The 13,376-nt window shown below is 50.1% G+C and carries 8 protein-coding genes; all 8 read left to right on the top strand.

Annotated elements, in window-relative coordinates; translation table 11 throughout:
- Nucleotides 1-81 precede the first annotated feature (81 nt).
- The 8 genes from NNL21_RS24540 (at nucleotide 82) to NNL21_RS36615 (ending at nucleotide 12,919) form a co-directional block, all read left to right on the top strand.
- Nucleotides 82-657 (top strand): CDP-alcohol phosphatidyltransferase family protein, encoded by a 576-nt coding sequence (locus tag NNL21_RS24540; RefSeq protein ID WP_204820064.1) that lies wholly within the window; start codon nucleotides 82-84, stop codon nucleotides 655-657.
- A 206-nt stretch (nucleotides 658-863) separates the two neighbouring features.
- Nucleotides 864-1,301 (top strand): 3-hydroxyacyl-ACP dehydratase FabZ, encoded by a 438-nt coding sequence (gene fabZ, locus NNL21_RS24535; RefSeq protein ID WP_204820063.1) that lies wholly within the window; start codon nucleotides 864-866, stop codon nucleotides 1,299-1,301.
- Between the two features lie 69 nt (nucleotides 1,302-1,370).
- Complete coding sequence (locus NNL21_RS24530) at nucleotides 1,371-3,068, top strand: phospho-sugar mutase (protein WP_204820062.1); 1,698 nt, start codon at nucleotides 1,371-1,373, stop codon at nucleotides 3,066-3,068.
- An 18-nt stretch (nucleotides 3,069-3,086) separates the two neighbouring features.
- Nucleotides 3,087-5,192, top strand: a complete 2,106-nt coding sequence (locus NNL21_RS24525) for a DUF5693 family protein (protein ID WP_204820061.1) — start codon at nucleotides 3,087-3,089, stop codon at nucleotides 5,190-5,192.
- Nucleotides 5,138-6,349 (top strand): polysaccharide pyruvyl transferase CsaB, encoded by a 1,212-nt coding sequence (gene csaB, locus NNL21_RS24520; protein ID WP_204820060.1) that lies wholly within the window; start codon nucleotides 5,138-5,140, stop codon nucleotides 6,347-6,349. Before NNL21_RS24525 ends, csaB begins: the two co-directional genes overlap by 55 nt.
- 24 nt (nucleotides 6,350-6,373) lie before the next feature.
- Entirely contained in the window at nucleotides 6,374-7,189 is an 816-nt protein-coding gene (locus NNL21_RS24515) for a WecB/TagA/CpsF family glycosyltransferase (RefSeq protein ID WP_204820059.1), read from the top strand.
- A 215-nt stretch (nucleotides 7,190-7,404) separates the two neighbouring features.
- On the top strand, nucleotides 7,405-8,535 hold the full coding sequence (locus tag NNL21_RS24510; protein WP_204820058.1) for a glycosyltransferase family 4 protein: 1,131 nt from the start codon (nucleotides 7,405-7,407) through the stop codon (nucleotides 8,533-8,535).
- A 235-nt stretch (nucleotides 8,536-8,770) separates the two neighbouring features.
- Nucleotides 8,771-12,919, top strand: a complete 4,149-nt coding sequence (locus tag NNL21_RS36615) for an S-layer homology domain-containing protein (RefSeq protein ID WP_204820057.1) — start codon at nucleotides 8,771-8,773, stop codon at nucleotides 12,917-12,919.
- The last annotated feature ends 457 nt before the right edge of the window (nucleotides 12,920-13,376 follow it).

Below are 13,376 nucleotides of genomic sequence, written 5' to 3'. Positions count from 1 at the left end.
CATAGGTAGAGGTATAATGATTGAGGAACTTTGAAGCGTCATCCTTAGAAAAAAGATAGAAAAGGTTAGGGGCGGTGACAGTTGAATCTGCCAAATTTGCTCACGATGCTGCGATTTGCGCTTATCCCCGTCTACATCTCTGTTTTTGCATCGGGTCAAATGATCGGGTCCTTCGCCATCGTTGTTGCTGCCGGATTGACGGATATATTGGATGGTTACTTGGCCCGTAAGCATGGTCAGGTGACAACGGTAGGAGCCATGCTCGATCCGCTCGCCGATAAAACGATGATGATTACGGTTATTTTGTCGTTATTGATCACGGGATATATACCGTGGAGCGCGGGTGCGGCTATTTTCATTCGAGATTTAGGGATGATTGCGGGCTCGGCTTTTTTTCACTTTCGAGGGAAGAAGACCGTGCCGGCGAATTGGATGGGGAAATTGACAACGGTGCTGTATTACTTTGCCATCATGTTCATTTTCTTTGAGCTTTCTTTTGCGCGGACCTATCTATGGGGGGTCATTATTTTTTCGTTTATAACGTCGTTTATCTACATATTTCTATTCGTTGCGCTCAACAGAGAGGGGCGGCTCGATGAGGCCGCTGCGAAACGAGTGGAAAAGGGGCAAGCGGAAGACGATACGCATCAAGCTTAATGGATGGTCAAGGCGGGTAACCTGATAGAGGGATAGTTCGGCATAGCGCCAACAAGCATAAAAAAGAAGCTTGGCCGTTGACGCTTCGGTCTGGCAGCCAAGCTCCCTTATCTTAACCCCCATGACTGCAGTTTCACGAAGGATATGCTATAGTGTGGACCAATTCCTTGTAAATTAAACGTAGATCATGAAAGGAGTATGAAAATATGCTCGACATACAACAAATTCAAGAAATTATCCCCCATCGCCCGCCGTTCCTGCTCGTCGATCGAATTCTGGAGGTGGAGGATGGGAAGCGTGCCGTGGGCATTAAGAACGTCACGATGAATGAACCCTTCTTTGTAGGCCATTTTCCAGGGTATGCGGTTATGCCGGGTGTTCTTATTGTAGAAGCACTTGCGCAGGTCGGTACAGTGGCCATGCTCAGGGTTGAAGCAAACCGCGGCAAAATCGGCTTCTTCGCTGGAATCGATAATTTCCGCTTCCGCGGACAGGTCACGCCGGGCGATACGCTCGTACTCGAAGTGGAGATCACGCGCTTGAAGGGGCCGATCGGCAAAGGACAAGCTACGGCCAAGGTTGGAGACAAAGTCGTGGCGGAAGGCGAAATTATGTTCGCTCTGTCTGACCCGAAGAAAGACTAGTCGTACACAGACAAAGAATGGAATGCATAGTAATAGGAAACAAAAACTGGAGAGGACGGTAAGGAAACCATGACTCAAACCGCACAGGAACGTTATCAAGCATGGCTGGGCGACACATCGATTGATTCAGCCACGAAGGACGAGCTGTCCGCTCTAGCAGGCAATGTGAAAGAAATCGAGGACCGCTTCTACCGGGACTTGGAATTCGGGACAGGCGGATTGCGCGGCGTTATGGGCGCGGGCACGAATCGGATGAATCCCTATACGGTCGGTAAAGCGACACAAGGATTAGCGAATTGGTTGAACCAGAAGAGCGCTAACCCTTCGGTTGTCATTGCGCATGATTCCCGTAATTATTCGCCTGAATTTGCGCATGATTCCGCATTAGTGCTGGCGGCTAATGGCATTACGACTTATTTGTTCCCATCGCTGAGGCCAACCCCCCAGCTGTCATTCGCGGTTCGTGCGCTTGGGGCGGCAGGCGGAATTGTGATCACAGCCAGCCATAACCCGCCGGAGTATAATGGATACAAGGTTTATGGGAGTGATGGCGGCCAGCTTGTCCCGGCGGATGCCGAGCAGGCGATAAGCGCTATTCAACAGGTTTCGGGCTTCGATCAAGTGAAGCGGATCTGCCGTGAGGAAGCGGAAGGAAAGGGACTCCTTCGATGGCTGGGCGAAGAGGATGACCAGCACTATGTGGACACCGTCGTGTCCCATAGCTTGAACAGTGAGCTGCTCAAGAGCGGTCTGGGAGAATCGTTCTCGGTCGTATTCACGCCTCTGCACGGTGCGGGCAATATGCCGGTGCGCCATGTATTGAAACAAGCTGGCTTCTCCAATGTGCATATCGTCGCGGAGCAGGAACAGCCGGATGGTTATTTCAGCACTGTGAAATCTCCCAATCCCGAGGAACGTGAAGCCTTTACGCTCGCCATGAAGCTCGGCGAGGAAGCCCAGGCCGATATCATTATCGGAACGGATCCGGACTGTGACCGCATGGGAGCGGTCGTTCGCAACAATGAAGGCAGCTATGTGGTGCTCTCCGGCAACCAGTCTGGGGCGCTTATGGTTCATTACCTGCTTAGTACGCTGAAGGAACGCGGGCAGCTGCCGACAAATGGCGTCGTTGTGAAGACGATTGTCACGAGCGAGATGGGAGCCGATATTGCAAGCCATTATGGCGTAGATGTCGTCAATACATTAACGGGCTTTAAATACATCGGTGAAAAAATGACGAGCTACGAGCATACGGGCGAAAAGACATTTTTGTTCGGTTATGAGGAAAGCTATGGTTATTTGACGGGTACTTATGCACGCGACAAGGATGCCGTGATCGCATCGATGCTTATCGCGGAAGCAGCCGCTTATTATAAGAGTCAAGGCAAGACGCTGTATGACATCCTGCAAGAGTTGTATGCACAATTCGGCACATACTTGGAGCACTTGGAGTCACGAACGCTGAAGGGCTTGGACGGCGTGCAGCAAATCGCATCCATCATGGATGATTGGCGCAATAATCCGCCTTCCGAGGTGGATTGTGTGAAGGTCGAGAAGGTGCTTGATTATGCGCCTGGTCTTGACGGACTGCCACCGGAGAATGTGCTGAAATTCATGCTGGCCGATGGCTCGTGGTTCTGTCTCCGTCCGTCAGGCACGGAACCGAAAATCAAAGTGTATTTTGCTGTGCGCGGCAGCTCGCAGGATGAAGCAGCTGTGGCGGTTAAGCGCCTGACGCAAGCGGTTATGAAACGGGTCGACAACTAGGCTTAAGGAGTGGAAGGCGTGCAACAATCTTGGCAGCAATGGAATCGAAAGGCGCGCGCGTTGATGTGGGTGCTGACGCTCGTCGGCGTCCTTGCGGCTCTGCCGCTCGGCGCGACGCGCTGGCAAATGGAAGAAACGGCAAAGAAAGTGGAGTTTGTCTTTGATTATCGTGCTCTCGTCCAGGTGGCGTCGTATCAAGCGCATCCGAAGGAATTTATCGATGAGCAGCTGACGAATATGAAGGATGCCGGCATCCATTCGATGGCTGTTTATGAGAGTACCTTGGAAGAGATGATTTGGGCGGACCGTCTGTCGGTCTACAATTCTGAGAGCGCAAGCGAGCTTGCAGGTAAACCGGTACCCCGGGATGAGAATTACACCTATATCCAGTTTGCGGGCAAAGAAGAGGAAACAGCTCTGCGCCCGATGATCGAGGCGACCTTCGCAGGCTGGGACATTCCCGTAAAGCCCTGGAGCTTCGAAGGAGGTTCCGGACTGATCCTGGAGACGCCTACTGAGAACGCACTTCTCAAGCCCATGTATCCCGATCCCATGTCGGTGCAGACGATTCGCGACAAGGGGCTGGCCATTCTTCTCCGGCTGTCCGATCGGATGACCTACGATCAGGAGGCGACGGATCAACTGCTCGCTTCATACCAGGAGATGGGCGTGAAGCGGATTTTGTTCGACGGCACTGCCGTCAAAGGCTACCGCGACAATCCGGAGATGAAAAGTATCGCCGGCTTTGCGTCACTTCTTAAACAATATGGTATTGGAATCGTAACAATCGAGAATTCTAAGCCTCAGAAGGGGTTAAATTCGCTTGCTTATCTGACCGACTATAATGTAGCCCGTTTGTATTCGCTGTCTGATAGCGATGCGGCTACGATGTCTCCGGAGGCGATCTCTGATCGATTCCAGTTAGCTGCAAAAGACCGTAACATCCGGATGTTCTTCCTGAAGGCGGCACCTTCCCGCAATAGCGAGAAATCATCTGTCGTGCATCCTCTGAACAACATCTATGACGCTTTGAAGGGACCGGAAGGAGCTGTAGCTAAGCTCGAAGGGCTCGGGTTCTCGATGGGTTACGCGGAACCGTTCGATTATCAGTCACCATCCTGGCATAAGCCGCTTAAAGCGGTCATCTGTCTCGGAGCGGTTGCCCTTATTGCCCTGCTGGTCAGCGCATTCCTGCCAAGCGTAGCGATTCCGGTGTTTCTGCTCGGCCTGCTCGGCTGCGCAGGACTGTATGTGGTATCCAAGCCAATGCTGGAGCAGGGTCTTGCGCTCGGGGCTGCCATTAGCGCACCGACGCTGGGGATTATATGGGCCATCGGCCGCGTGAGAGCCCATACAACAGGCAATTTGCGTCCTGTTGGCGGAGCTGCTGATACACCGCCAGCGACAGGCATGAGATGGTTCTTCCCTGGATTGTCCGCAGGACGCCGTCTAACGATGGCATTGTCGATCTTCGCGATGACGTCCGTCATCTCCATGCTCGGCACTCCTTATGTGTTCGGGCTGCTGAATAATATTACGTATTCGCTCGTTCTGGAACAGTTCCGCGGGGTTAGCCTGCTGCATCTGGCGCCAATCGCCTTATCGGCCCTGTATGTCTTCTTATTTACAGGAGATTCGGTGATCGGTAATATCCGCAAGCTTCTCATGATGCAAATTACCGTGCTGTGGGTCGTAGTAGTGGCTGTGCTAGGTATCGCAGGCATGTATTATCTGTCCCGTACCGGCAATGAAGGACAAGCTCCCCAGCTGGAGCTGGTCTTCCGTAACATTCTTGAATCCGCCTTCGGCGTTCGGCCGCGGTTCAAAGAATTTATGCTGTCGCATCCGTTATTCTTATTCGGGCTGTTCCTCGCGCTTCGTTATCGCGCCGCGTGGGTATTCTTTATCGTAGGCTCCATTGGCCAGCTGTCGATGGTGGACACACTTGCCCATATTCATACACCGCTCTACATTTCACTCATTCGCGTGGCTCTGGGCCTCGGAATGGGCGCGATTATCGGTTTGGTGTTCATTGCCGTATGGCAGGTACTGGAAGGGGTATGGAAACGATGGCTATCGCGCATCGCGCTGAAGGTGCAGCACAGCTTCAAGTCCGGCGCGTAGTCGTCTCGGGTTATTACGGGTTCGACAACAGCGGGGATGAAGCGGTATTAAAGTCGATTCTTACCGCGCTTGCGGACGAAGGCGCTAGTCAAGGCATACGGATCGAGCCGATTGTCTTATCGATCGATCCGGCCTGGACGAGCGAGATGTATGGCGTTGAATCCGTGCATCGCATGCGCCTGCTAGATGTCCTGAAGGCCATTCGCAGCAGCGACGGCCTCATCAGCGGCGGCGGCAGCCTGCTGCAGGATGCGACAGGCGCGCTGACGATCCCGTATTACACGGGCGTTCTGCGGCTCGCGCAGCTGCTCCGCAAGCCGACGTTCGTGTACGCGCAAGGCATCGGGCCGGTGAACCGCCGGTGGATGGACCGGCTCATCCGCTGCGTTATGCGCCGCAGCGCGTACGTGTCCGTGCGCGACGCCGAATCCGCCGCTTTATTGGGGCGGATGGGCGTGGAGGAAGGCCGGATCGAGGTTGTACCCGATCCGGTTATGGGGTTGCCGCTGCCGGCGCCGGGCGAAGCCGGGCTGGCAGTTGGCGGCGGTGCCGCTGGCGCAGCCGCGGCCGCGAGGCCGGCCGCCGCAGGCGGCATGGCGCCAGGCGAAGCGGCGCAGGTGCCGCTGGTCGGTGTATCTTTGCGCCATTGGCGCAAAGATGGGGCGGACCTGGCGCGCGCAGCGGCCGCGCTTGGCGCGCTGGCCCGCAGCCGGGCCGTGCGGCTGCGGTTCTTGCCCTTTCACACCCCATCAGACGCGGAAACGTCGCAATGGGTGATTGGGCAGCTCGGCGAACTCGGCCCCGGCAGTTCGGCCGAGCTCGCCGAGCCTGGCGATAACCCCCAGCGCATGCTGCTGGAGGTGAGCCAGTGCGATTTGCTGTTCGGCATGAGGCTTCACGCGCTAATCTATGCCGCGAATCAGTCGGTACCGATGCTTGGGCTGTCGTACGATCCGAAGATCGATCAGTTCCTTAACCGGCTTGGTATGAAGCCAATTGGAACGACCGAGGCGCTGGATCCTGAGGGGTTTACATCTGAAGCAATGCGGCTCCTGGATCATCGCGATGAATGGCTTGAGGAGCATCGTGCGAGGATTGAGCAATTGAAGCAGGAAGCGCGCAGACCGGCGCAACAAATCGTTAGTCTGCTTCGTTAATTTAAATTGAGGTGAAATGCAATCATGAGCCAGTCCACTCCCAAGAGTCAACCGGGTGCAGTGCAAGCTGCAGCGGCATCTAAAGCGGGATTTCCGACCGTATCGATCTACGGTATCCCTTTCTCTAAACTAAATATGGCCGATACGGTTCGCTTCTTGACGGAGCGTGTGGACAACCGGACGCTCACCCATGTGATTACAGGAAATCCGATCATGGTGATGGCCGCGATTGAGAATCCCATCTACGATCAAGCGATGAGAGCCGCAGAGCTAGTAGTTCCTGACGGAACCGGCGTTGTCTGGGCGGCCTCCCGCGTCGGACAGCCGGTAGCGGAGCGGGTAGCGGGATACGATCTCATGCATGAGCTGCTGAGGGTTGGGGAGACACGGGGGTGGCGAGTGTTTCTGCTCGGCACGTCACAAGAGGTTATTGAAGAAACGGCCAAGCGTCTGAAGCAGCAGTATCCGCGAATCACGATCGCGGGTTACCGGAACGGCTTCTTCGGACCCGATCAGGATGATGAGGTTATCGCCCAAGTGCGCGCGGCGCAGCCAGACCTGCTCTTCGTAGCGCGATCCGTCGAGACGCAGGAGCCCTGGCTTTCGCAGCATAAATTTGCCCTAGACGTCCCCATCATGATGGGCGTTGGCGGGAGCTTCGATGTTATCGCAGGAGTCGTTAAGCGTGCACCCGTCGTCTTTCAGCGGCTTCGACTGGAATGGTTCTATCGGCTGATGAAGCAGCCAACGCGCTACAAAAGGATGCTTGCACTGCCGAAATTCGCAGTGAAAGTGATGCGCGATAAAGAAAACGTCACAAAACATCGTCCTACCACGTGAAATTTTCGGGTATTTCATCAAAATTGCTTGAAAATGAGAGTGGAGTTTCGAATTAAATCGGAGTATAATTCATTCCGGTGATAGTTTGTTTAGACGGATGTTCCATTGTACGTCCCACATACACTGTCACAGGTAGTGAATCGGATTGTTTTCCTCCTTGATCCAAGGGGCGAATGCAGAAGCATCCCGGTTCCTAACATGAGAGGGAGATGGAGATGGCTGTTGGCTTTCTTTACGCAATCGGATTTATCATTTCATTATGTCTTGCGCTCGTTCTAACTCCGTTCGTCATTAAGCTGGCGTACAAGGTGGGGGCGATCGACAAGCCTAACCATCGGAAAGTTCATACGAAAATCATGCCGCGGCTTGGCGGTTTAGGCATATATGCTGCTTTCGTGGGCGGATACTTCGCCATCAAGCCTTTCCTGCCGGAAGGGCTGCTTCGGAACTATGACGTCAATCTGATCAATGCCCTGTTAACGGGCGGCACGATCATTGTCATTATTGGTGCGCTGGACGACCGCTTCGAGCTGTCGGCTAAAGTAAAGCTGCTTGGGCAAATCATTGCTGCATGTGTGGTCGTACTCGGCTTCGGGATTAAGATTGATCTGCTGAATATTCCATTCGGCGAGACGATGCAGCCTATTGCATCCTGGATCAGCATTCCGCTGACGATTCTCTGGATCGTTGGCGTGACGAATGCGATCAACCTGATCGATGGCCTGGATGGTCTTGCTGCAGGCGTATCCGGTATCGCGATTGGTACCATACTTGTAATGGCAGCCTTCATGGGCTTTGCTCCTGTCATCCTGCTTAGCGCGATTCTGCTTGGCGGTGTGATCGGCTTCCTGGTCTACAACTTTCACCCGGCGAAGATCTTCATGGGAGATACGGGCTCGCTGTTCTTAGGCTTCGGTCTGGCGACGCTCTCCATGCTAGGGTTCAAGCAGGTGACGATGGTATCGTTCGTTACGCCGCTTCTAATCATTGGCGTTCCGCTGTCGGACACCTTCTTTGCCATCGTACGCCGTTGGATTAACAAAAAACCGATCTTCGCTCCGGACAAAGGTCACCTGCATCATTGTCTGCGGGAGCTTGGCTACAGCCATCGTCGTACGGTACTGATCATCTACGGAATTGCTACATTCTTCGGACTGTGTGCGATCGTTCAATCCGCTATCGTTCAGTCGAATGCAGGCAACTGGATCACATTCGCCGTTATCTGCGTACTGATCTTCGTCCTTCAGATTGGCGCAGAGTTCATCGGCATCGTGGATAAGACGCGACGTCCCGTTCTGAACTTCCTGCAGCGCGTACTGCTGCGTACCGAGCAGCGCTCGGAATAATAGCTTATAAGTCATGAAAGCCTCAGTTCCTTCATTAATAAGGAGCTGGGGCTTTTTTTGTTGTGCTGAATATTTAACATCCTATTATTAAGATGGATCAGGAAGTCGAGCTAGCTTCCGGAGTCGGTAATTTCCTCTTCCAAATATGCGATAAACCTAAACTTTTTCCAATCAGAGGCCGATAAAAGCATTACAACAAAATTCGATGATGGACCAGATTTGGAGGAGGTTTACCGTGATTAAGAAATTGGGTATGTGGCTCGTAATGCTGGCATTAGTCGTTCAACTACTGCCTTCCGGTAGTGTTCAGACGGCCACAGCGGCCACGGGGAATTTCAATTTCCCAGGTGAAAGCGACGTTATTGGTTCACCAAGAGTTACAACAGATGAACGCGTCACCTTGTCAGGCACATTAAGTAATGTCGATCCTAAGTCAATTTCCTATAATGTTTATCAGATCGTTAACCCGGCTACGGAAGAAGTAGGCAATAAACGGGAGAATCTCACCAGTAACGTTTCGGTGAATGGGTTCGCGATTCAAATTTTTAACATTCAGCTGTTCCCGGGGTTGAATAAGATTACGTTCAAAGGAACACAAAGTGGCGGAGAAGTAACGAATTCTATATATGTCGATTACCGTAATGGACCCATGCTGTTTGATTTGACTGCGTCACTGGATGGTAATAATTTCCCGATTGTTGAAGATGGGACGACAGTAGTTCAATCCCAAACTTCCAAGGGAAAAGGCAGTGCCGACATCAGTATTACCGGTAAGGCGCCGAACGCACAACAGGTTACAATCATTGTTAACGGAAGCAGTAAGACGTACTCGGTTAACAATACGAACAATAATACATTTGCTGCGTCACCAATTACGCTCCAGAAGGGCAAGAATCTGGTTACGATTAAGATTTCCAATGGAACGCAGGTTATTGAGACAACTAGAGATATTGCATTCTACAATGGTAGTGTTACCTTCTATGATGTCAATATAAATGAAGTCGGAACGACGAACTCGGTTTCTATCGAACGGAGCCCTGATTTTGTTGTCCCATCAGGCAGCGACTTAACACTAACGGGTAAGGTAATCGTTCCAAACAGCGCGTATGCGGATCTGGGTGATCCGACTATTAAGCCACATCCCAACCCTATTCCAAGTCTAGGCGGAAATCCAGATACCTTGTTTGGTTTAATGGCTTACAGTAAACTCGTAACTGATTCAGCTTTCGCCGATATTTCGGGTAAAATCTCTTATGTGAAGGTCCTGGGCAATCCTTCTGTGAATGATAAGTTCTTTACCTATGAGTATCGAATAGATCTCGGTACAGTTGATACAGATTACATGATGGACCAGCTCTACAATATTAAGCTCACAACACGCAATGAAGAGAACATTCACAACAATCTGACACCGACAGATGAAGGCACGGATGCGCTATTCTTCTCGCTTCGTGACAAGAATAAACCTTATATTAGCCAGATCAATTACCTGCCTGGTTATAAATCTACGAATTATGAAGGTATTGAAGGCGTCTCTTTAAATGGTAAAAACTTATTTGGCCTGCCCGTTGGAATTGAAGTGTTGATTGCCAATCCTAGTACGAATAGTACCGTAAACGTTACAGATATTAAGAACGCATCTAATATCAGTGCCAATCCGCTTCCTCCGCACGTTGTGAAGAACTTGGTACAAGATAGAGTAACCAAAATGATTAATGGTGAAGCGCAAACGTTCCAACGTGTCATTCTTGAATTCTCTAAGATGCCGTTTGAAGGTACGCAAACGATTATGATGAATTTAAGTTCAAACACCGTTATTTCACAAGCTACATTCACACTATTATATGGACCCTATGTCAATTACACAAAGATGTATGACAGCATGACAATCTATGACGATACAACGAGATCACCAGCAGATCGGATTAAAGATATTATTTTTGATCCTACACCTGGAGACGACAAGTCTAAGCTGGGACTTTTTGAAGGCGAATTGCAAAATATTAATAATACGAGTGAAATACGTTATGACGCTGCAGTAGGGCCAAGAACGATATATTTCTATATCAATAACAAACCTTTTGAATTGGTTCCTATTAGCGGAGCAAACGATACGCGCTTCAAATTGAAGGACTCTTTGGCGGCTAGTGCTTTGGATGCCATGTTTAGCGGCGAGAACATCATTAAGCTCGTGTTCCAAGGTTCGAAGACCTATTACGAGAAAGTCGTGAAGGTCAATCTGATTCCAACCAATCTGCCAGTTATTCCAAAAGAAGCTGCGGGAGTATACCCGTTCACCTATCAAGATACCGTGCTAGATCCGAAGCCGATTGCCAATGACCCGAAATTCCCTAAACAGGGTGCAATCTTTACAACGACTGAGCCGTATATGAATATCTTTGGTACTTTTGACTTTATCGATCTAGGGAGATCCCTTAGTGAAGTAAACAGCAAGATGCAGCATCTTCTAACCGATCCGGATCTTAATGATGGTATAGTAAGCATACCTGCTAATGATTACATCCTAAAAATAACAGGATCCACACTTGCGAATGATATCGTTTGGAAGCTTTCCGATCCATTCCAGATCGTCGATGGTGACACTGTCTTAGGGATGTACCCAGCTCAAGGCAGTATTACAGGGGATTTAATTGTAAGGTACGATATAAATAAAGAATACTTCTCCTTTATTTTGAAGAGACAAGAACTTACTGCCGACGGAAGCTCCAGTGTCTATCTGTTTAATGTCTATAACAGTGGTGAAACTGGTCCGAAAGCAACCTATCGATTGGAAGTAGACCCTACAGTGCTGCCTTACAAAATCCTGCGCCCGTATCTTCCAGCTGAGGGAATCGTGAACAAGAACTTTGTAGACGTCATTATCAATGCCAAAGGTGCTGACAAAGTTACGATCAACAAGCAGGTCGCAGATAAGTATGAATACGACTATAACAATGACGGTGTCATTCAAGACGGGGTAGACTACCCGCATGCTTTCAAGGCCACCGTGTCCGGGCTTAAACCGGGCAAAAATAAAATCAGCTTTACTATTGAAAGTGGAACAGATAAGGTTACGAACTTTTTTGAAATTACTTACACGCCGACTTCTATTCCTGGAGCGCAATTGCTTGAGGAAATGAAGAACAGCAACAAAGTGTTCGACGGTGCGCTCACACTGACGTTCCCGAAAGGAACTTCGCTGATCCGTCGCGATTATAATGTTCCAAGCCAATTCAAAGGACAAGTGTTTACAGGCCACAAGCTGATGTTTGCTATCGCTAACCCTGAAGACGGTGTGGTAGATCGGCGTGAGTACGATAACCCACCTGCAGGCTTTGACTTAATTATGCAAAATTTTGGTACGCGCTTCAGAGTATCGTTCCCGACCCGATTTACAAAGTCCAGCCCAGTCTTCTGGGTTGACGCAGGTTTAGCGGATGACCTATCTACGCCGGGGTACGATCCACTAACGCAGGGTGTTGACCCCTATCAATATCCAGGAGCTAAGGGTCCGAATAATACCAAGATTCCAACTTATGATGAGCGTCCGGATGATCGTGAGCTAGTCGCATCCAAGCGCGGTACGATCACGCTTGCGTTTGATCCGAGCATGAGAGAGGGAATCGGAACGATTATTTCCGTCTTCCGTTATGATGTGAAAAACAAGTTCTGGGTTAATCTTGGCGGAGTAGTGGATACGAAGAAGAACACGATAACTGTTCCATTCGATCAGTTCGGCTATTATGTCGTTGGGAAGATGGTATACTCATTCGCTGATGTAACGAATCATCCATATGCACGTAACTACATGGAAGCCATTTTCTCGAAGGGCGTAATGAACGCAGCCAATTTCGATGATTTCGGAGCTGACTTGTTCACTAGCCGCGGCGAGTTCGCACGGATGGTTGTCAAGGGTCTGGAAATTCCGCTTAACTATGAGCTCAGTAAGCCACACTTTGACGATGTACCGCCTATTATTAATCAAGATGCGTTATGGGATTACAGCTATATTGAGACTGCAGCGCGCGATGGCATTATTCGCGGTACACAGCCGCGGACTTTCGAACCGTCCACAAATCTGTCACGTGCAGAGGCAGCTGTCATTCTAGCTCGTGCACTTGAACTAAAGCTCGAAACCGATCCGACGAAGATTGATAAAGGATTGCAGAAGGTCTTCAAGGATTATGGTGACATTAGCTACTACGCGAAAGCTTCTGTACTTGCGATAGCTAAGAAGGGCTACATTCAAGGCTCACCAGTCGATGCGACCGATCCGAAGAAAGGCTACGTATTCGAACCGAAGTCGAATTTGCTTCGTTCTGATGCATCCATCATTATCGGTAAAGTGCTCGCTGATCAGAAACGCCTACCTAAGCTCAACTAGCAGCATATTTGAGTAGCGGCCGTCACAGGAAAAGTCCTGTACGGTCGCTATGTTTCTAATTGTAAGAACTATCATGACTTGGCAAATGTTTTATATCGACGACAGCTGGGTAAACAAGCTATACTGGGTAGGTGATCGACAAAGTACTACATGGTTGTCAGATATCTCGATCACGGCCTTGAATACATAATGATCTTCGTGTAAAAATTTTTTCAAAGTTTTTTGAGCGACATCGCAACTTTTTCGAACCTACTGCGTTTAATTACATGTAACACAAAACAACACCACAACAGCGGGCTTTTGAGAAGCTTGGAACATATTCTCAAAATTCTCTTTACTGAGCAATTCGCCCATTGTATAATGTTAAAGTGGTGCAGCAACTCTATCGATCTTTTATGGATTTTTTTGCTAGTTTACAAGTTTCTGCGACGTGAATCTCTCGAATTCGACAGACATG

This window comes from Paenibacillus mendelii, from assembly GCF_024498075.1.
GTDB lineage: Bacteria > Bacillota > Bacilli > Paenibacillales > Paenibacillaceae > Paenibacillus_Z > Paenibacillus_Z mendelii.
This window is presented reverse-complemented; position numbering and strand designations above follow the sequence as displayed.

Coding starts and splice junctions, on each gene's coding strand:
- fabZ (WP_204820063.1), top strand. CDS start 864: ATGCTCGACATACAACAAATTCAAGAAATTATCCCCCATCGCCCGCCG.
- NNL21_RS24530 (WP_204820062.1), top strand. CDS start 1,371: ATGACTCAAACCGCACAGGAACGTTATCAAGCATGGCTGGGCGACACA.
- csaB (WP_204820060.1), top strand. CDS start 5,138: ATGGCTATCGCGCATCGCGCTGAAGGTGCAGCACAGCTTCAAGTCCGG.
- NNL21_RS24515 (WP_204820059.1), top strand. CDS start 6,374: ATGAGCCAGTCCACTCCCAAGAGTCAACCGGGTGCAGTGCAAGCTGCA.
- NNL21_RS24510 (WP_204820058.1), top strand. CDS start 7,405: ATGGCTGTTGGCTTTCTTTACGCAATCGGATTTATCATTTCATTATGT.